This window comes from Kocuria cellulosilytica, from assembly GCF_040981245.1.
GTDB classification, from domain to species: domain Bacteria; phylum Actinomycetota; class Actinomycetes; order Actinomycetales; family Micrococcaceae; genus Kocuria; species Kocuria cellulosilytica.
Genome location: NZ_JAVFWZ010000018.1, coordinates 1 through 18066, shown reverse-complemented (window position 1 = coordinate 18066; position 18066 = coordinate 1). Strand labels below are relative to the sequence as shown.

Genomic DNA, 18066 nt, shown 5'->3' with positions numbered 1-18066 from the left:
TTCTGCCCGTTGGGGTTGTAGATCTTGGCCGTGGGGAAGAACGAGTCCATGCCGAAGGTGCGGGCCTCGTCCGGGACGATGGGCACGATCCGGTGGCCGAAGTCCTTGCTGCGCATGAGGTCCCGCAGCACGCGGACGAAGGCCATGGTGGTGGCCGCCATCTGTTTGCCGGAGCCCTTCCTGCCGGACCGGTAGGCGTCGTCGCCGGGCAGCACCACGGGGGCGTGCCCGGCCCGGCGCGAGGGCAGGCCGCCGCCCAGCTCCCGGCGCCGGGCCAGCAGGTACTGGATCTCCGGGGAGTCCTTGCCGGGGTGGTAGTACGGGGCGCCGTAGAGGTCGCTCTCCAGCTCCTCGTCCGAGACGGGGATGCGCAGGTGGTCCCGGAAGGCCTTGAGGTCCTCCAGGGTCAGCTTCTTCATCTGGTGGGTCGCGTTGCGCGCCTCGAAGGAGGCGCCCAGGCCGTAGCCCTTCACCGTCATCGCGAGCACCACGGTGGGCTTGCCGCGGAACTCGGTGGCGGCCCGGTAGGCCGCGTAGACCTTCCGGTAGTCGTGGCCCCCGCGCTTGAGGGCCCAGATCTCGTCGTCGGACATGTCCGCGACGAGCTCCTTGGTCGTGGTGGACCGGCCGAAGAAGTGGTCGCGGACGAACCCGCCGGACTCCGCCTTGAAGGTCTGGTAGTCCCCGTCGAGGGTCTCGTTCATGATCCGCACGAGCTCGCCCTTCGTGTCGGCGGCCAGGAGCGGGTCCCACTCGCGGCCCCAGAGGACCTTCACGACGTTCCAGCCGGCGCCGCGGAAGAAGGCCTCCAGCTCCTGGACGATCTTGCCGTTGCCGCGCACCGGCCCGTCCAGGCGCTGCAGGTTGCAGTTGATCACGAAGTTGAGGTTGTCCAGCTTCTCGTTGGCGGCCAGCTGCAGCAGGCCGCGCGACTCCGGCTCGTCCATCTCGCCGTCGCCGAGGAACGCCCACACCTGCTGGTCGGAGGTGTCCTTGATGCCGCGGTGGTGCAGGTAGCGGTTGAACTGCGCCTGGTAGATCGCGTTCATCGGCCCGATGCCCATCGAGACCGTGGGGAACTGCCAGAAGTCCGGCATCGAGCGGGGGTGCGGATAGGACGGGATGCCGTCGGCGCCCTTGGACTTCTCCTGCCGGAAGCCGTCCAGCTGCTCCTCGGTGAGCCGGCCCTCCAGGAACGCCCGGGCGTACATCCCGGGGGAGGCGTGGCCCTGGAAGAAGACCTGGTCGCCGCCGCCGGGGTGGTCCGGGCCGCGGAAGAAGTGGTTGAAGCCGACCTCGTAGAGGGTCGCCGCGCCCGCGTAGGTGGAGATGTGCCCGCCCACGCCGATCTCGGGGCGCTGGGCCCGGTGCACCATCACCGCGGCGTTCCAGCGCAGCCAGCGGCGGTAGGTGCGCTCGACGTCCTCGTCGCCCGGGAACTCCGGTTCCTGGTCCACGGGGATCGTGTTCACGTAGTCCGTGGTGACCGTCGGGGCCGCCGGGCTCCCGGCCGCGGGTCGTGGCGCCGAGGACTGCAGGAGGTACTGCGTCCGCTCCCGCACCTGCTTCTCGATGAGGTCCTCGAACGAACCCGCCCACGCCGCGGTCTGCCGCGGTGCGCCGTGGGGAAGATCGGGTGCCGGCCGGTGGTGGGTCTCGACCATGTGCTCAGGGTTCACGTCAACTCTTTCTCAGTAGTGAGGGGTGGAGAAGAGATCTGTCCGGTGCACGACCTGCGGCGCCGGGGTCCCCGGCGCCGCAGGAGGTTCACGGTGGATCGATGCTGGTGCGTCAGTGCGCGGAGGACCCTCCGGCGTCGTCCGGGGACCGGCAGACCCGGGTGTCGATGATCTCGCCGGCCGCGGTGATCACGGGGACCGCGTTGCCGTCGCAGTCCACGAGCTTGCCGTCCTTGACGGTGTCGCCCTCCTGCAGGTGGTCCTGCAGGTGCTCCAGGCTCTCGTAGCGCACGGCGCGCACCGGGGCGTTGGCGAAGACGGAGCCCGTGCCCCGCGGCGGGTTGCCGGCGCGGAACTCGTTGAAGAGCAGGTTCAGCAGGACGGCCATCACGGCCGCGGAGCTGATGCCCGAGTGGAAGATGGTCTCGAACCAGCCCGGGAAGTTCGCGTAGATCTCGGGGACCGCGATCGGCAGCATGCCGAAGCCGATGGACGTGGCCACGATGATCAGGTTGGCGCCGTTCTTGTAGTCCACCTTCGCCAGGGTGCGGATGCCGGAGGCGGCCACGCTGCCGAAGAGCACGATGCCCGCACCGCCCAGCACGGGCGGCGGGACCGCGGCGACGACCCGGCCGAGGACAGGCAGCAGGCCGAGGACCACCAGGATCACGCCGCCGGCCGTGACGACGAAGCGGCTCTTGACGCCGGTGATCGCCACGAGCCCCACGTTCTGGGCGAAGGCGCTCTGGGTGAAGCCGTTGAAGATCGGGGCGATCGCGGAGGCGGCCATGTCGGCGCGCAGGCCGTCGCCGATCCGCTTCTTGTCGACCTTCGTGTCGACGATCTCGCCGACCGCGATGATGTCGGCGGTGGTCTCGGTGAGGATCACCAGCACCACGATGAACATGGAGAGGATGGCGGCCACCTCGAAGACCGGGGGGCCGAAGGCCAGCGGCTCGGGGAACGCGAAGATGTTGCCCTCGAGCACCTGGCTGAAGTCGGCCTTGCCGAGGAGCACGGCGGCGACCGTGCCCAGCACCAGGCCCAGGAGGATGGACAGCCGGGAGATGGTGGCGCTGCCCACCTTGGACAGCAGCAGGATGATCAGCAGCGTCAGGCCGGCCAGCCCGAGGTTGCCCACCGAGCCGTACTCGGGGGACTGGGCGTTGCCGCCCATGGCCCAGCGGGCCGCCACGGGGAACAGCGTCAGCCCGATCGCGGTGATCACCACGCCGGTGACCACCGGCGGGAAGAAGCGCACGATGCTGGCGAAGAAGGGCGTGATGAGGAAGCCGAGGACCGCGGAGGCGATCACGGCGCCGAAGACGGACTGGATGCCGCCCTCGCCCTGGGCGATCGCGGTCATGGTGGCCACGGACGCGAAGGAGGTGCCCTGCACGAGGGGCAGCTGGGAGCCGAAGAACTTGATGCCGAAGGACTGCAGGATCGTGGCGAGACCGCCGACGAAGAGGCAGGCCGCGATGAGCAGGCCCTGCTCCTGCGGAGTCACCCCCGCGACGCCGCCGATGATGAGCGGGGGCGCGATGATGCCGCCGTACATGGTGAGCACGTGCTGCAGCCCGTAGCCGAGGCTGCTGCCCACCCCGAGGTATTCGTCCTCCGGGCGCGTGCGGGTGCGGGTGCTGGGCGGCTCGGCGGTGCGTGACCTGGCCATGGTGTTCTCCTAGGGATCCTGGTGACGGGAGAGGCCCGGGGCCGGCGAAGGGGCCGGGCCGGGGCGGAGCGAGGAGGTGAAGAGGAGCGCGCGGTGCGCGGTAGTCGCGGCAGGAGCGCCGGACGGGCGGGCGGTGGTCGCGCCGGCCGCAGGAGGGTGTGACGGAGGGGCCCGTCGTCGTCGTGCGCGGACGGCGACGACGGACCCCGGTGGCGCCGCCGGCTGGTGCGCAGCTCAGCAGAAGCCGGCGATGCCCATCCAGGCGTGCTCGTTCTCGGGCGCGCCCCTGCGCTGGACGGTGGCCTCGATCAGGCCGAACGGACGGTCCGCCGCGTAGTGCGTCTCGTTGTTGTTCGGCAGGTCGCAGAACCCGAGGTCGTAGACGAAGTGGTGCTTGTTCGGGCAGGAGAACTTGATCTCGTCGATCTCCGGGTGGGCCTCGATGACGGCCTTGCCCATGAGGTAGAGGGTCTCCTGCAGCGCCCGGGAGTAGTGGTCGGTGAACTTGGAGAGGATGATCTTCTTGACGTCCTCGTAGACGGCGTCGAAGTCCACGTCGGTCGTGTTGTACCGCCAGCGGGTGGCCACGTCCGTGGACATGATGCGGTCCTCGGTCTCGGGCAGCGTCGTGTACTTGTCCTTGGGGTAGCCCGTGAAGCCGGACTCGGTCGACTTCAGGACCGTGAGGTCCTTGACCCCGGAGATGACGGTGCGGGATCCGCCGTCGGCCACGACCACCGCGGTGCGCACCTCGTCCTTGTTCTGCACGAAGCAGTGGTCGTGGTCGTCGATCCGGTTCCAGGCGTACTCCTGGGCGGCCCAGCGGCCTCCGGTGATCCACTCGAACTCGCCGGTGAAGTGGTCGGCGAGCTTGAGCAGGAACTGCTCGGGCGACTCGATCCCGTACTGCTGCGCGAAGGCGAAGACGGTGTTCTTCTGCGTGTCGGTCGGCACGCAGTGGGCGTTGTCGCCCTCCGTGTGCACGGCCTCGAGGTCGCCGCGCAGCTGCGAGGTGACCACGAGGTCGCGGATCTCGTGCCGGGCGGTGGCACGGTCGACGCGCACGACGTGGTTCTCCGCCTTGCCGTACTGGTTCTTGCCCAGGACGACGGTGTCCGTGGCGGTCCGGGTGGTGACGTCGGTCATGACGATTCTCCTTGGCGTGTGGGAAGTGCTCTCTGCTGCTCGGGGCGGTCGAAGACGGGCGGACCCGTCAACTCCTGGGTCAACTGCCCCGGTAGGTGGAAAAGGCGAACGGGCTCAGCAGGAGCGGCACGTGGTAGTGCCGCTCCTCGGCCTGCACCGTGAAGTTCACCGTCACGAACGGGTAGAACGTCGGCTGGTTCCTGCCGGCGAAGTACTGTCCCGTGTCGAAGGTGATCCGGTAGTCGCCGGATTCCAGGGTCTCTGGGCCCAGTTCGGGCACGCGGCCGTCGGCGTCGGTCTCGGCGGACGCGATGGAGGTGCCGTCGGCGGCCTCGAGGGCCACGGCGATCCCCTGGGCCGGGGTGCCGGTGACGGAGTCGAGGACGTGGGCGGTGACGTAGCTCATGGGGTGACGAGTCCTTCGAGTCGGAGGAGCGCGATCTGGCGCAGCTGGTCGGCGACCACGCCCTGCTCCGTCGCGGGGTCGTTGGTCATGCGGGCGGAGAGGTTCTCGAGGATCTCCTCGGGGGTGCGCCCCGCGGCGCGGATGAGGAACACCTGGCCGAACCGCTCCTCGTAGGCGAGGTTGCCCTCGCGCAGGCGCTGCTGGACGCCGGTGTCCGAGGGGTCGACGGCGGCCTGCTCCGCGCGCGACAGCCCGGCCTCCTCGCTGTCGCCCTCGGCCCGCTCCCCGATGCGGGGGTGGTGGGACAGGGCTCCCTCGATCTCCTCGGCGCTGAACGGCTTCGCTGCCGTCCGGGCCGTGTTGAGCAGGGCATCATGGTGGGCGTAGGGCCGGGCGTCGACCACGGCCTCCAGCCAGCGCGGGATGTCGAGCGCCGGCCGGACGGCCTCGGCCGCCTGGGTCCTGCTGAGGGAGTTGAACTCGGTGAGCTTCATGGAGTGCGCCTCGCGACCTTTCCGTATTCCGTATTGTGGAATAAAACTTTCACTACATATAGTGAACTGGCTCACAGGCCAGAAGTCAATGGGTCGGAGAAATATTCCGTCGCCGACGACGGGCCCTCGTCCGAGGCGTCCGTGCCCACCAGGACCGAGGAGGCAGAGATGCAGGCAGCGAGTGATGTGACGGGGGAGCCGGGGCGGGGGTCGGCGAACGAGAAGGTGGCCGTGGTGACCGGTGCCGGTTCGGGGATCGGCCGGGTCGTGGCGCGCCACTTCCTGGCGGCCGGGTGGGTGGTCGTGCTCGCCGGCCGGCGGCGTGCCGCGCTGGTCGAGACGGCCGGAGGGGAGCGGGGCGCCCGGATCGTGCCGGTGGACGTGGCCGACGCGCAGAGCGTGTCGGCGGCCTTCCAGGAGATCGAGCGGCTGACCGGGCGGATCGACGTGCTGTTCAACAACGCCGGCACCTTCGGGCCCCGCGGCGAGGTGGACGAGATCGATCCGGAGGAGTGGGCGCGCACACTGGGGGTCAACCTCACCGGGGCGTTCCTGTGCTCGGCGCAGGCCTTCCGGATCATGAAGCAGCAGGATCCCCGGGGCGGGCGGATCATCAACAACGGCTCGATCTCCGCCCACGCGCCCCGGCCGCTGTCCGCCGCCTACACCGCGAGCAAGCACGCCGTCACCGGTCTCACCCGGTCCCTCGACCTGGACGGGCGCCCGTACGGCATCACCTGCGGGCAGATCGACATCGGCAACGCGGCCACGGAGCTGCTGGCGGGGCTGGGCACGGACGACGGAGCGCTCCAGGCCGACGGCACGCTCCGCCCGGAGCCGAGCTTCCCCGTCGAGGAGGTGGGGAAGGCGGTGCTGCTGATGGCCGAGCTCCCCGCGTCCGCCACGGTGAACTCGCTCGTGCTCACCGCCTCCGGGATGCCGTTCGCCGGGCGCGGCTGACGGGCCGGTGCCGCGCCCAGAGGTCGCGGACCCTCTTGACGACTGACCCGGAAGCCAGTAAATTTCATATTGTGGAAATGTAATTCCATAGTATGAATCCAGGAGGAACCCGTGACCCACACCGCGCCGTCGCCCGCCCCCGCGATCTTCTTCGACTACACCGCCATCGACTGCGATCCGGACCTCAGCCGCCCGCGGCACCGGCACCGGCGGACCGCCCCGCTGTGGGCGCTCGCGGTGTCCTCGGCCTGCGTGGGCGCGATGGTGGGCCGGGTGGCCGCTCGGCGCCACCCGTAGCCACGTCCTCCACGGGCCGGAGCGGACCAGCGCGCCGGCCCGCCTCCCCGAACCACCTCTTGAGGAGCACCCATGACCCAGCAGATCCAGACCGGCCGGCAGGCCCCCGAGCTCGCGCTCACCGACCACGAGGGACAGCAGGTGCGGCTCTCCGAGCTGCGCGACCGCAAGGTGATCGTCTACTTCTATCCCAAGGCGTTCACTCCCGGCTGCACCTCCGAGGCCTGCGACTTCCGGGACAACCTCGCCTCGCTCCAGCACCTGGGCTACACCGTGCTCGGCGTCTCCGGGGACGACCCCGAGACCCTGTCCCGCTTCGCCGAGGAGTACCACCTCCCCTACCGGCTGCTCTCCGACCCCGACGGGCAGGCCGCCCGGGCCTGGGGCGCCTGGGGGGAGAAGACGATCAACGGGAAGACCCGGACCGGCCCGCTGCGCTCGACCTTCGTCATCGAGCAGGACGGCACCGTGAGCTCCGCGGAGTACGACGTCCAGGCCGAGGGCCACGTCCGGAGCCTGCGGGACCGGCTGGGCGGCTGAGCCGCACCGGCCCGCCGACCCGGAGGGCTCAGGGCCGGAAGGTCAGCTCGGTGCAGAGGTCGTCGCCGAGCACGAAGCGGCGCACCGGGGCGCGCAGGGCCCCGGTGAGATGGTCCGCGCCGGGGAACCGGATGCCCGGCACACCGTCCCCGATGAGCATGGGCGCGGTGGTGAGGTAGAGCCGGTGCAGCGTCCCGGCGGCCAGGAACCGGGAGACGGTGCGTCCGCCGCCCTCGACGAGCACGCGCTGCAGGCCTCGCCGGCCCAGCGCCTCGAGCACGGCCGACGGGGCCAGCCCGTCCCGGCCCACGGGCACGCGCAGGACCGCGACGTGCGGGCCCGGCGCGGCGGGCACGTCCGCGTGCTCGCCGACCACCCACAGGGTGGGCGCGGCGCCGTCCGTGAGCACGGCCGAGGTCAGCGGGGCCCGCGCCGAGGGGTCCAGGACCACCCGGGCGGGGTGGGCGCCGGGCACGGCGCGGACGGTCAGCCGGCAGTCGTCGGCGACGACCGTGCCGACGCCCACGACCACGGCGTCCACCAGCGCGCGCAGCCGGTGCAGGTGCTCCCGGTCCTCGGGGCCGGTCACGAACTCGGCGTGCCCGGTGCGGGAGGCGATGAACCCGTCCAGGCTCTGTCCCAGCTGGGCGAGCACGAGCGGGCCCCGGTGCGCCACCAGGGGTCCGTAGCGCTCGACGAGCTCCCCCGCCGGGGCGGGAGGGACCCAGCCGGCCAGCAGGGCCTCCCAGTCCGCGTCGGGGGCGGCCGCGGGCACGGCCGGGCCCGCGGCGTCGTCGCCCGCGGGCGGCGGGGCGCCCCCGGGGCCCCGGGGCGCGGTGCTGCCGGTCACGGGGTCAGCCCCGGGCGAGGAACCGGTCCCGTGCCGTCTCCTCGGCGATGGTCCGCAGCCGGTCGTACTGGTCGGCGGCGTCGGCCTCGAGCTTCGTCAGCTCCTCCGCGTCCAGGCGCGGCTCGGCGGGGGCGAGCTCGAGGAGCGTGACCCACATGCTGCGCTTGGCGACCACCAGGGACTGCAGCATCTCGAGCTCGCCGTGCGCGGCGATGCCGGCCCGCTCCCGGATCCGGCTCAGCGGATTGAGCCGGGAGGCGATGCCGGTGACGGTCCCGAGCCCCTTGGCCACCCGGCGCCGGCCGGAGCCCAGGCGGTCGAGCATCGCCTCGAGGCGGTCGATGTCGTCCTTGATCTCGCCGACGAACGCGGCGAACCGCTCCTCGTACGGCGTGCCGGCCCACGTGGTGGCCGCCTCGTCGAAGAGCCGCACCCCGGACAGGGCGCCCATGTAGTGCCCGAGCATGTAGGCCTCGAGCTTGTCGGACCGGACCTCGGCACCCGCGGCGCCGTCCGGGCCGGTGTGCGGCTGCTCGTTCATCTGCTTCTCCTCGTTCGTGGGACGGCTCGTGGAGCCGCGCGTGGGCGGACGCCGCCGGGGCGCCTGCCCGGGGCCGGCCGGTGGTCGTCCCGGGGATCTCCTCGGCCTCCCAGCCTACTGACTTCGTCCTCCGCGCGGCAGGCGACGAGCGGCAGGGGGCATGTGGCGGCAGACGTGCGGCAGGAGGGGCCGCAGGGCGCGAACCATAAGGGGCATGACTATCATGGGCGCATGACTGAGAACGCGAACGGAGCCCCCGGTCCCGACGAGCAGGAGACCCTCGGCGCCTCCAGCCCCGAGCCGGGCAGCGGGATCGACCGCGACCCGGACGAGTGGGCCACCGGCGAGGAGCCGATGACCAGCGCGCAGCGCAGCTACCTCGACACCCTGGCCCGCGAGGCCGGGGAGGAGCTGCCGGCGGACCTGACCAAGGCCGAGGCGTCCAAGCACATCGACCGTCTGCAGGGCGGGAGCGGCCGGGTCCAGGACCAGTAGGTCCTGCACCGGCGGAGGAGGAGCACCGTGAAGATCGTCGTCCTGGGAGCCACGGGCAACGTGGGCACCGCAGTGCTCCGGCGGCTGCACGCCGCGCCGGAGGTCACGCAGATCGTCGGGGTCTCCCGCGAGGGGCCCGAGCGGGACGGTGAGCCCTACGACGGCGTGGAGTGGCACACCGTCGACGTCGCCGCGAAGGAGTCCACCGCGGCCCTGGCGAAGATCCTGGCCGGCGCGGACGCCGTGATCCACCTCGTGTGGCTCATCCGCCCGAACCGGGACTTCGCCCTGATGCACGCGACGAACGTGGACGGCCTCGTCCACGTGCTCGACGCCGTGGTGCTCGCCGGCGTGCCCCAGGTCGTCTACCCCTCCTCGCTCGGGGCCTACAGCCCCGGGCCCAAGGACCGGACCGTGGACGAGTCCTGGCCCGTCGGCGGGGTCGAGACCTCGCACTACAACGTGCAGAAGGCGGAGACGGAGGCGGTGCTCAACCGGTTCGAGGAGGCCCACCCCGACGTCGTGGTGACCAGGCTGCGGCCCGGCTTCCTGTTCCAGGCCGGCGCCGCCCCCGAGATCGGGGACTACTTCCTCGGCGCCCTCGTGCCCAAGCGGCTGATCGCCCGGCTGCGCCTGCCCGTGCTGCCGTTCCCCGAGCAGTTCCGCTTCCAGACGCTGCACACCGACGACGTCGCGGACGCGTTCTGGCGGGTCATCCAGCACCGGGCCGGCGGGGCGTTCAACATCGCGGCCGAGCCGGTGCTCGGCGCCGACGGCGTGGCGCAGGTGCTCGGCGCCAAGCGGATCCTGCCGGTGCCGCCGGCCCTGGTCAGGGCCCTCGTGGCGATCACCTACCGGCTGCGGCTGCAGCCCACCGACCCGGGCTGGATCGACCTCGCCGGGGCCGTGCCCATCATGGACACCACGCGGATCCGCGAGGTCACGGGCTGGTCGGAGACCGTCAGCTCGCTCGAGGCGCTCCGTCAGATCGTGGACCACCTCGACGGCCGCGAGGGCCTCGGCAATCGGGAGCACCGGCCCAGCTCACCCCTGGTGTAGCCGTTCCGGCGTCCCGGGCGGACGCGTGCCCGGGAGTCCTCCGGGTCAGCGGCGCCGGAGCAGGGCCAGCACCGCGCTGACCAGGACCATGGCGCAGGCCGCGCCGACCGCGGCGGCGAACGCGCCCCGGTGGCCGGCGGTCTCGGCCAGGAGACCGGCCAGCGCCGCGCCCACGGCGGACCCGAGGACCACGCCGCTCGCGAGCATCGTCATGACCGTGCCCAGCCGCTCCGGGCGGGCGACGTCCCCGCCGATGGTGTAGATCGTGACCATGGCGGGCCCCAGGGGCAGCCCCGCGAGCAGCAGCACCACGAGCATCGCCCCGATGCCGCTCGGCAGGAGGAACAGCAGGCTCAGGGCGGCCATGGCGGCGGAGCTGACCACCCAGCGGGCGGCGGGCCGGAAGCGCTCCGGCCACCACGCCACGGACAGCGCGGCGGCCGCCGAGCTGATGCCCAGCACGGCGTAGAGCAGCCCGGTGGCGCTCTGCACGCCGAGCTCGCCGCCGAAGGCGTTGAGGCCGTTCTGCACGGCGCCGAAGAACGCGCCCATGGCCACCATGCCCAGCACGGGGAGCAGCACGAGGAGCCGCTCACGGCCGGGAACGGGACGGGCCGCCGCCAGCCGGCGGTCCTCGCGCGAGAGGGCCGGGACGGCCAGGCGCGTGGGGTGCACGGCGAAGGACGTGACCATCGTGAGCGTCAGGACCGCCGCGAGGACGAAGGGGGACCAGGGGGCGACCAGGGAGGCCAGCAGGCCCACCAGGGCCGGGCCGAGCACGAAGGTCAGCTCGTCGGCGGTGGACTCGTAGGACAGCGCGGTGTCCAGCTCCCGCCGGTTCCCGCCGACCAGCCCGCGCCACCGCACCCGGGCCAGCGGACCCACCTGGGGGCACGTGGCGCCCACGAGCAGGGACGCGCCGACGAGCAGCGGCACGGGCGGTGCGGCCGGCCCCGCGGGGGCGTGCGCGGTGACCAGCAGCAGCCCGATGGCCACCGCGTGGGCGAGGGCGGAGACCAGCAGGACGATCCGCTGGCCCAGCCGGTCGGCGAGGTGGCCCATCAGGGGCCCGCCCAGTGCCGAGCCGATGCCCACGGCGCCGGAGGCCAGGCCCCCGACGACGTAGGAGCCGCTGACGGCGGTGGCGAGCGTGAGCGCCCCGACGGTGAGCATGGCCAGGGGCAGGCGGGCCACGAAGGCGACCGGCAGGAAGTCGCGTCCCGCGAGGTGCACGAGCCGGGCGTACCGGCCGCCGGACGAGGGCGTCGTCCGGCGGCCGGTGGGGTGCTGCGCGGCCGCGGGCCGCTCCGCGGCGGGGATCCGGGCGGCGCGCTCGGCGGGGGCGGAGGTGGTCAGGGGGTTCACAGGGCTCCTCGGAGGATGTGCGCACCGTCCCCCCTCCCGGTGCGCCCGACCCGGACAACAGGGGCCAGTCTATCGCTCGCGCGCCTCGCTGCCGGGGGTGGAGGACCGGTCCCCGTAGGTGATCTCCGCCGCACCCACGGCCGAGGAGACGTACAGGCAGGGCCGGTCACCGGGTGCGGCGGCGCAGACCGTGGCCGCCGTCAGGTCCTGGGGCTCGCGCTCGTCCGCCCCGGACACCACGGGGGTCCACCAGTCGGACTCCGGGAGCGAGGCCTCGACGGCCCCCGCGCGGGTCGTGACGGACACGCGCCGCGGGGCGTCGCCGAGGAGCCGGACCTCGGTGGCCCCGACCTCGGTGTGCACGTCCAGGTCCTCGCGCACCCGGACCCCGTCGAGGTCGACGGCGCCGACCTCCGAGGCCGCCCACAGGGTGCGGGCGCTGCCGCTCATCTCGATCACGCCGGCCTCGGTGTCGAGCCGGACGTCGCCGAAGTCGCCCTCGACGTCGAGCGCGCCGGCGTCCCCGGAGAGCCGCAGGTCCACGGGCTCGTCCTCGGCCGGGACGGTGACCCGCACGTGCATCCCGCTGCCGGCGCCCGGCCAGGAGCCCGAGGGGAGGGAGTCGATGCTCAGCCGGCCGTCCTCCAACCGGGGCTCGGGAGCGCTCTCGAGGTGGAAGCCGGCGTACACGGACTCCACCCGCAGCTCCGGGACGTCGGCCGTCACGACCTCGATGACGGCCGACCGCCCGTCGACCACGACCGTGTCCACGGACTCGGTCACCGTGGTGTCCACCCGGTGCTCCTGGACGGACAGGGACGCGGCCGCGGTGGCGCCGCCGGCGCCCAGCAGGAGGAGGGCGCCGAGACCGCCGAGCACGGCGGTGGGCACGAGCCACGCGGTGCGCTCGTTCTCGCTGACGACGTCCTGGGCGGCGACGTCGCCGGGGACGGCACCGCGGGAGGCGGCGTCGGGGGAGGAGGGGTGCTCGGGGTGGGTGCTCATGGCCGGAACTCCTGGTTCGACGGGTGGGCTGGTGCGGAGTGGCCGGGCCCGGGGTCCGGGTAGCCGAGGTAGCGCAGGACCGCGCGGACGCGGCGGTTGCCGCCGTCCTCGTGGGCGAGGCCCAGCTTGGTGAACACGGAGCGGATGTGCTTCTCCACCGAGGACTCGGTGAGGAACAGGTTCGCGGCGATCGAGGCGTTCGAGAGCCCCTGGGCCATGAGCCCGAGCACCTCGTGCTCCCGCGGGGAGAGCAGGTCCAGGTCCTGCCGGTGCCGGGAGCGCACGAGCAGCTGGGAGACGACCTCCGGGTCCAGGACGGTGCCTCCCGCGCCCACGGTCTCCACGGACTCGAGGAACTGGTCGACGTCCGCCACCCGGTCCTTGAGCAGGTACCCCAGCCCGTCCCGGCGGGACGCGATGAGCTCCGAGGCGTAGCGCTCCTCGACGTACTGCGAGAGCACGAGCACCGCGATCCGCGGGTGCTGGGAGCGGACCAGGACGGCGGCGCGGATGCCCTCGTCCGTGAACGTCGGCGGGAGCCGCACGTCCACGAGGGCGAAGTCCGGCTCGTGCTGCTCGACGGCCTTCAGCAGGTCCTCGGCGGTGTCGACGTCGGCGACCACGTCGTGCCCGGCCTCGGTGAGCAGGCGGACGAGGCCCGCGCGCAGGAGGACGGCGTCCTCGGCGATGACGATGCGCATCAGGATCCCGCCCCCCGGGCGATCGGCAGCTCGACGGTCAGCTCGGTCGGCCCGCCCGCGGGCGAGTCGAGGAAGAAGTGCCCGCCCGCGGAGCGGATCCGGTCGGCGATCCCGGACAGGCCGCCGCCGGGGACCACCACGGCGCCGCCGCGGCCGTCGTCGGCGATTCGGGCGACCACGCGGGTGCCTCCCGCGGGGTCGTCCTCGAGGCCCACCCGCACGGACGCGGCGCCGGCCTGGGCGTGCTTGACCAGGTTGGCGATGCCCTCGGAGACCGCGAAGTACACGGCGGCCTCGGTCTCCGGCGCCAGCCGCGGCACCCGGACGTCCACGGCGACCGGGACGGGGGACTGGGCGGCCACGGCGGAGAGGGCGGCGTCGAGGCCCCGGTCCTCCAGGACCGCCGGGTGGAAGCCCCGGGCCAGGCGGCGCAGCTCGGCGATCGCGGCCTTCGTGGTGGCGTGCGCCTCCCCGATGAGGTCCTTGGCGCCGGCGGGGTCGTGGTCGATCCGCCGCTGGGCCATCGACAGGTTCATGGCCACGGACACGAGCTGGGGCTGCACGCCGTCGTGCAGGTCGCGCTCGATCCGGGAGCGCTCGGTGCGGGCGCCGCGGACCGCGGTCTCGCGGGCGGCCGCGGCCTCGGCGGCCCGGCGGCGCAGCTCCGCCGCCTCGTCCACCCGCAGCAGCAGCCGGGACAGGCCCCGGTGGGCGGCCACGGCGAGGAGCACGACGAGCAGCCCGAGGAGCGCCAGGGCGATCCCGGTCAGGACCACGGCCCAGTCCGGCCACGTCCCGACCACGTCGGAGGGCCACAGCGGGTTGTTCGGCGCCGCGTACAGCGGGGCGAAGGCCAGGGCCACGGCGGCGCCGGTGCCGGCCAGGGCGGCCACGGCCACCCAGCCCAGGGCCGTGGTGAGGAGCAGGTGCAGCAGGCCCGTCCAGAACGCGGCGTCGGAGACGTCCAGCCACCACTGGTGGACGATCCGCCAGCCGTCGGTGCGGGACGAGCGGCGCCGGCGCGGGGCGGGCAGGTGCAGCCCGAATGCCGCCTGCGTGCGGCGGCGCTCCACCCACTCGACCCCGCGGACCGCGTAGATCGCGGCCACGAGCAGGACCACTCCGACCAGGGCGGCGAGCGAGGCGAACCCGGCGGAGACCAGGGAGACGAGGGCGGTCAGCCACAGCGTGCCGAGCGCGGCGTCCACCACGAGGTCGGTGGTGCCGAAGAAGAGGGTCCTGGGGGACCACGGTCCCCACTCCCGGAACCGGGGGCCGGGGCCCGCGGCGCGGGAGCCGGCGGCTGGGCCGTGGGCGCCGGCCGGGGCCCCGGGGCCGGTGCCGGGGGCGTCGGCGGGGCGCCCGGAACCGGTGCCGGGGTCGCCCCACGGCACGGGTGGAAGGGGTCGGGTCTCGTGCGGTGTGCTCATGCCCTCACGCTACGGTCGCGGGGGCTCCCGGCACTGCGACGTTCTCCACCTGTTCCTCCTGCGGTTTTCCGCACCCCGCCGCCGGTGGCGGCGGCACCCCGGCGCGCGCGGGGCATTCCTCGGCCCGGTCCCACCGGCGCGGCCGAACTGCCGGCAGCCGAAGGTCAGCACGGCCGGGCCGTGCCCCGCAGGAGCGCTCAGCACGCTCGAGCGGGGCACGGCCCCTCCGGTCGGACGGAACGCCGGTCCTACTCCTCCGCGGTGACGGTGGCGTCGGTGGCGTGGAGCCAGGGGTCGCCCGCGTGGTCCTCGAACAGGGCGTCCTCGAGATCGACCCCCACCAGCTCCTCGGCGGCGGTGACCTCGAAGCCCTCCTGGACCATGCCCACCACCTCGAGCGTCTGACCCTCCTCGAGGTCGGGCACGTCGAGGTCGTGGACCACGAGCAGGGGATCGAGGGTGAGGTCGTCGGGGTCGCCGATCGTCAGGGCCGAGGGAGAGACGACTTCCTCCACCTCCGCGGAGAGCGTGACGTCCTGACCCTCGTAGACGGCCCGGTCGTCGTAGAACTGACGGTTGTAGGCGCCGCCGTACGGGGTCGCGGGGGCGGCCGGGGGAACCTCCGTCGCGGGAGGACTGGTCTCGGCGACGTCGCCCTCGGTGATGTCCTCGACCTCGGTGCCCGTGTCGGGCTCGTCGGCCCCGCAGCCGGCGAGCGCGAGCCCGGCGACGGCGAGCAGGCCCACGGCGGCCTTGCGGGTGGTGTGGTGTTCACGCGTGCTCATGATGTGCCTCCTGGTGTTGGCCATGGTCACCGATCCGGCGCATCGGCGGTGAGGCACCGGATCCGGCTGCGTGCATATCGAGCGTAGGCATGCGGATTTCCGCCCGACAAGGAGTGATCCGGGATTCTGCGGTCTTTCAAGGACTCCCGTGATCCGTCTGTGACGAGGTCTTCCGGCGCTACTCCTCCGCGGTGACGGTGGCGTCGGTGGCGTGGAGCCAGGGGTCGCCCGCGTGGTCCTCGAACAGGGCGTCCTCGAGATCGACCCCCACCAGCTCCTCGGCGGCGGTGACCTCGAAGCCCTCCTGGACCATGCCCACCACCTCGAGCGTCTGACCCTCCTCGAGGTCGGGCACGTCGAGGTCGTGGACCACGAGCAGGGGATCGAGGGTGAGGTCGTCGGGGTCGCCGATCGTCAGGGCCGAGGGAGAGACGACTTCCTCCACCTCCGCGGAGAGCGTGACGTCCTGACCCTCGTAGACGGCCCGGTCGTCGTAGAACTGACGGTTGTAGGCGCCGCCGTACGGGGTCGCGGGGGCGGCCGGGGGAACCTCCGTCGCGGGAGGACTGGTCTCGGCGACGTCGCCCTCGGTGATGTCCTCGACCTCGGTGCCCGTGTCGGGCTCGTCGGCCCCGCAGCCGGCGAGCGCGAGCCCGGCGACGGCGAGCAGGCCCACGGCGGCCTTGCGGGTGGTGTGGTGTTCACGCGTGCTCATGATGTGCCTCCTGGTGTTGGCCATGGTCACCGATCCGGCGCATCGGCGGTGAGGCACCGGATCCGGCTGCGTGCACCTCCACGGTAAGGACATCGAAAGCAGCCTGACCAGTGGGTCCGCGGGCTTCTGCGGGGACTCTGCGCAGCTTCGACGGGAACTCTGCGGCTTCCGTGACCCGGCTGTGACGGGCGACGGGGACGCGGTCAGATCCGGAGGTGGACGAGGCTCGGCCCCTTCACCGCCAGCGCCTCGACGACCTTCTCGGCGAGGTCCTCCCGGGTGGCCTCGAAGCCGACCGCGCCGAAGGCCTCGGCGAGGGCCGGCCAGTCCGGCTGCCGCAGGTCCACGGCGAGCGGGTCGATGTCCCGGTCGGCCATGTTCTGCCGGATCTCGCCGTAGCCGCCGTTGTCCACGCACACGATCGGCAGGTCCACGCCGAGCTCCACGGCGGTCATCAGCTCCTGGATCGAGAACATCAGGGCGCCGTCGCCCACGAGGCACAGCACGGGACGGTGCGGGGCGGCGAGCTTCGCCCCGATCGAGGCCGGCAGACCGTAGCCGAGGGTCGCGTAGGTCCCCATGTAGAGCAGGGAGTGCGGGAGGTGGGCGCGGAAGAACGTGGTGGAGCCCAGATAGGTGACCTGGGAGGAGTCGCCGCCGATGATCGTGTCCTCCGGCACCACGGCCATGATCGTCTCGTTGAGCGCCGCGAGCTCCGGCGCGGTGCGGCGGCCCTCGTCGTCGAGCCGGGCGAAGACCTCGGTGAGGTCGCGCGGGGGACGCGGCGCGATCGGGCCGATCGCCTCGAGCAGCTGCGGGACCACGGCCGCGGAGTGGCCGGGCAGCTCGATGTCCGGGTCGAGGTTGCACAGCATCTGGTCGCGCATGATGTCCACGCGCACGATCGGCCCCCGGGGCGTGATGTCCCCGCCCCACAGCTCGGCCTCGCCGACCTTCGAGCCGATGACCAGCAGGGCGTCGGCGGAGCGCAGGAACTCGTGCGCGGTGGACAGGCGCAGGTCGGCGCCCAGTGCGAGGCGGTGCCGCTCGGGGATCGCCCCCTTGCCGTTGGTCGTGGTGATCACGGGCGCCTCGAGCAGCTCGGCGAGCTCGAGCAGCCGCCCGCCGGCGGCCAGCGAGCCGCCGCCGGCCAGGATCACGGGGCGCTCGGCGCCGCGGAGCACCTCGGCGGCGCGGTGCACGTCGTCGACCGGGGCCGGCTGCGGCGCGCCGAGCGGGCGCGGCGCCACCTGCCGGTCGGTGCAGTCGAGCTCCGCCTCCAGGACGTCCAGGGGGATCTCGATGTGCACCGGGCGGGGGCGGGAGTGGGCGAAGTCCCGGAAGGCGTCGTGGACCATGGTCACGGCCTCGGACCCGCTCGTCACCCGGCGGCTGCGGCCCACGATCGCGTCCACGGCCGCGGACGGGTTCTTGGTCTCGTGCAGCGAGCCGATGTCCCGGAAGTCGTGGCCCAGCGGCCGGCCCGGGGAGAGCAGGATCATGGGCCGGGACTCGGCGTAGGCCGTGGCCGCGCCGGACAGCGAGTTCAGCAGGCCCGGCCCGGACGTGGTGATGACGACCCCCGGCAGCCCCGAGACCTGGCTCCACCCGTCCGCGCCGTACGCGGCGCCCTGCTCGTGGCGCGGGGTGACCGCGCGGATGCCCAGCTCCCGCAGCGGCCGGTAGAACTCGAGGGAGTGGGTTCCGGGGATGCCGAAGACGGTGTCGACGCCGTAGCCCCGGAGGGTCTCCAGCACGGCACGGGCGGTGGTCCTGCGGGCGGTCATGAGCGGTCCTCCAAGGGGTGGTGGGAGTGGGACGGAAGGAGCAGGGGCAGGGGTCAGTCCTGGACGTAGAGCAGGCGCTTGTTGACGAACTCGTCCATGCCGAGCGGGCCGAGCTCGCGGCCGTAGCCGGAGCGCT

Annotated in this window: 19 protein-coding genes; 5 read left to right on the top strand and 14 right to left on the bottom strand. The window is 73.0% G+C overall.

All coding sequences use genetic code 11. The features are described from left to right. The 5 genes from RCG67_RS16720 to uraD form a co-directional block, all read right to left on the bottom strand. The coding region (locus tag RCG67_RS16720; RefSeq protein ID WP_497801009.1) for a thiamine pyrophosphate-binding protein at window positions 1-1664 on the bottom strand (1664 nt) is incomplete at its 3' end. Window positions 1665-1791: 127 nt separating this feature from the next. After that, window positions 1792-3354 carry a nucleobase:cation symporter-2 family protein gene (locus RCG67_RS16715; RefSeq protein WP_368827910.1) on the bottom strand — a complete coding sequence of 521 codons (1563 nt, stop codon included), beginning with the start codon at window positions 3352-3354 and terminating at the stop codon, window positions 1792-1794. 234 nt (window positions 3355-3588) lie between these two features. Then, window positions 3589-4500, bottom strand: a complete 912-nt coding sequence (gene pucL, locus RCG67_RS16710) for a factor-independent urate hydroxylase (protein ID WP_368827909.1) — start codon at window positions 4498-4500, stop codon at window positions 3589-3591. 79 nt (window positions 4501-4579) lie between these two features. Next, the gene (gene uraH / locus RCG67_RS16705; RefSeq protein WP_368827907.1) at window positions 4580-4906 is read right to left on the bottom strand and encodes a hydroxyisourate hydrolase; all 327 of its coding nucleotides are present in this window, start codon (window positions 4904-4906) and stop codon (window positions 4580-4582) included. Beyond that, entirely contained in the window at window positions 4903-5400 is a 498-nt protein-coding gene (uraD, locus tag RCG67_RS16700; protein WP_368827905.1) for a 2-oxo-4-hydroxy-4-carboxy-5-ureidoimidazoline decarboxylase, read from the bottom strand. Before uraD ends, uraH begins: the two co-directional genes overlap by 4 nt. A gap of 168 nt (window positions 5401-5568) precedes the next feature. Between uraD and RCG67_RS16695 the strand changes: the two genes are divergently transcribed. The 3 genes from RCG67_RS16695 to bcp all read left to right on the top strand — a co-directional run bounded on the left by RCG67_RS16695 (window position 5569) and on the right by bcp (window position 7197). After that, complete coding sequence (locus RCG67_RS16695; RefSeq protein ID WP_368827903.1) at window positions 5569-6360, top strand: SDR family oxidoreductase; 792 nt, start codon at window positions 5569-5571, stop codon at window positions 6358-6360. 111 nt (window positions 6361-6471) lie between these two features. Continuing rightward, window positions 6472-6657, top strand: a complete 186-nt coding sequence (locus tag RCG67_RS16690) for a hypothetical protein (protein ID WP_368827902.1) — start codon at window positions 6472-6474, stop codon at window positions 6655-6657. Window positions 6658-6729: 72 nt separating this feature from the next. Beyond that, complete coding sequence (bcp, locus tag RCG67_RS16685) at window positions 6730-7197, top strand: thioredoxin-dependent thiol peroxidase (RefSeq protein ID WP_368827901.1); 468 nt, start codon at window positions 6730-6732, stop codon at window positions 7195-7197. A gap of 28 nt (window positions 7198-7225) precedes the next feature. Here bcp and RCG67_RS16680 read toward each other — a convergent pair whose 3' ends face one another. Together RCG67_RS16680 and RCG67_RS16675 are read right to left on the bottom strand one after the other, a co-directional pair. After that, window positions 7226-8047, bottom strand: coding sequence for a RibD family protein (locus tag RCG67_RS16680; protein WP_368827900.1), 822 nt, complete (start codon window positions 8045-8047; stop codon window positions 7226-7228). A gap of 4 nt (window positions 8048-8051) precedes the next feature. Next, on the bottom strand, window positions 8052-8588 hold the full coding sequence (locus RCG67_RS16675; protein WP_368827899.1) for a hypothetical protein: 537 nt from the start codon (window positions 8586-8588) through the stop codon (window positions 8052-8054). Window positions 8589-8819: 231 nt separating this feature from the next. On the opposite strand from RCG67_RS16675, the gene RCG67_RS16670 reads away from it, so the two are divergent. Together RCG67_RS16670 and RCG67_RS16665 are read left to right on the top strand one after the other, a co-directional pair. Continuing rightward, entirely contained in the window at window positions 8820-9083 is a 264-nt protein-coding gene (locus RCG67_RS16670; RefSeq protein WP_368827898.1) for a DUF3072 domain-containing protein, read from the top strand. A gap of 27 nt (window positions 9084-9110) precedes the next feature. Beyond that, on the top strand, window positions 9111-10142 hold the full coding sequence (locus tag RCG67_RS16665) for an NAD-dependent epimerase/dehydratase family protein (RefSeq protein WP_368827897.1): 1032 nt from the start codon (window positions 9111-9113) through the stop codon (window positions 10140-10142). A 45-nt stretch (window positions 10143-10187) separates the two neighbouring features. Here the strand turns inward: RCG67_RS16665 and RCG67_RS16660 are convergent, their stop codons facing one another. The 7 genes from RCG67_RS16660 to RCG67_RS16630 all read right to left on the bottom strand — a co-directional run bounded on the left by RCG67_RS16660 (window position 10188) and on the right by RCG67_RS16630 (window position 17930). Continuing rightward, entirely contained in the window at window positions 10188-11507 is a 1320-nt protein-coding gene (locus RCG67_RS16660) for an MFS transporter (protein WP_368827896.1), read from the bottom strand. A gap of 69 nt (window positions 11508-11576) precedes the next feature. Beyond that, window positions 11577-12512, bottom strand: coding sequence for a hypothetical protein (locus tag RCG67_RS16655; protein ID WP_368827894.1), 936 nt, complete (start codon window positions 12510-12512; stop codon window positions 11577-11579). Next, the gene (locus RCG67_RS16650) at window positions 12509-13213 is read right to left on the bottom strand and encodes a response regulator transcription factor (protein ID WP_368827892.1); all 705 of its coding nucleotides are present in this window, start codon (window positions 13211-13213) and stop codon (window positions 12509-12511) included. The genes RCG67_RS16655 and RCG67_RS16650 overlap by 4 nt, the downstream gene beginning before the upstream one ends. Continuing rightward, window positions 13213-14643: a sensor histidine kinase gene (locus RCG67_RS16645; RefSeq protein WP_368827890.1), complete on the bottom strand. Its 1431-nt coding sequence runs from the start codon at window positions 14641-14643 to the stop codon at window positions 13213-13215. Before RCG67_RS16645 ends, RCG67_RS16650 begins: the two co-directional genes overlap by 1 nt. 248 nt (window positions 14644-14891) lie before the next feature. After that, a complete protein-coding gene (locus RCG67_RS16640; protein WP_368827888.1) occupies window positions 14892-15428 on the bottom strand; it encodes a hypothetical protein in 537 nt (178 codons plus the stop codon). A 178-nt stretch (window positions 15429-15606) separates the two neighbouring features. Beyond that, entirely contained in the window at window positions 15607-16143 is a 537-nt protein-coding gene (locus RCG67_RS16635) for a hypothetical protein (RefSeq protein WP_368827888.1), read from the bottom strand. A gap of 203 nt (window positions 16144-16346) precedes the next feature. Beyond that, window positions 16347-17930, bottom strand: a complete 1584-nt coding sequence (locus RCG67_RS16630) for a thiamine pyrophosphate-binding protein (RefSeq protein WP_368827887.1) — start codon at window positions 17928-17930, stop codon at window positions 16347-16349. Window positions 17931-18066: the final 136 nt, after the last annotated feature.

What these genes read in the sequence shown, in the direction of transcription:
- RCG67_RS16640 (WP_368827888.1), bottom strand. Translation starts at nt 15,428, where the DNA reads ATGAGCACGCGTGAACACCACACCACCCGCAAGGCCGCCGTGGGCCTG.
- RCG67_RS16670 (WP_368827898.1), top strand. Translation starts at nt 8,820, where the DNA reads ATGACTGAGAACGCGAACGGAGCCCCCGGTCCCGACGAGCAGGAGACC.
- RCG67_RS16695 (WP_368827903.1), top strand. Translation starts at nt 5,569, where the DNA reads ATGCAGGCAGCGAGTGATGTGACGGGGGAGCCGGGGCGGGGGTCGGCG.
- RCG67_RS16655 (WP_368827894.1), bottom strand. Translation starts at nt 12,512, where the DNA reads ATGAGCACCCACCCCGAGCACCCCTCCTCCCCCGACGCCGCCTCCCGC.
- RCG67_RS16715 (WP_368827910.1), bottom strand. Translation starts at nt 3,354, where the DNA reads ATGGCCAGGTCACGCACCGCCGAGCCGCCCAGCACCCGCACCCGCACG.
- uraH (WP_368827907.1), bottom strand. Translation starts at nt 4,906, where the DNA reads ATGAGCTACGTCACCGCCCACGTCCTCGACTCCGTCACCGGCACCCCG.
- RCG67_RS16630 (WP_368827887.1), bottom strand. Translation starts at nt 17,930, where the DNA reads ATGACCGCCCGCAGGACCACCGCCCGTGCCGTGCTGGAGACCCTCCGG.
- RCG67_RS16675 (WP_368827899.1), bottom strand. Translation starts at nt 8,588, where the DNA reads ATGAACGAGCAGCCGCACACCGGCCCGGACGGCGCCGCGGGTGCCGAG.
- pucL (WP_368827909.1), bottom strand. Translation starts at nt 4,500, where the DNA reads ATGACCGACGTCACCACCCGGACCGCCACGGACACCGTCGTCCTGGGC.
- RCG67_RS16650 (WP_368827892.1), bottom strand. Translation starts at nt 13,213, where the DNA reads ATGCGCATCGTCATCGCCGAGGACGCCGTCCTCCTGCGCGCGGGCCTC.
- RCG67_RS16635 (WP_368827888.1), bottom strand. Translation starts at nt 16,143, where the DNA reads ATGAGCACGCGTGAACACCACACCACCCGCAAGGCCGCCGTGGGCCTG.
- RCG67_RS16645 (WP_368827890.1), bottom strand. Translation starts at nt 14,643, where the DNA reads ATGAGCACACCGCACGAGACCCGACCCCTTCCACCCGTGCCGTGGGGC.
- uraD (WP_368827905.1), bottom strand. Translation starts at nt 5,400, where the DNA reads ATGAAGCTCACCGAGTTCAACTCCCTCAGCAGGACCCAGGCGGCCGAG.
- bcp (WP_368827901.1), top strand. Translation starts at nt 6,730, where the DNA reads ATGACCCAGCAGATCCAGACCGGCCGGCAGGCCCCCGAGCTCGCGCTC.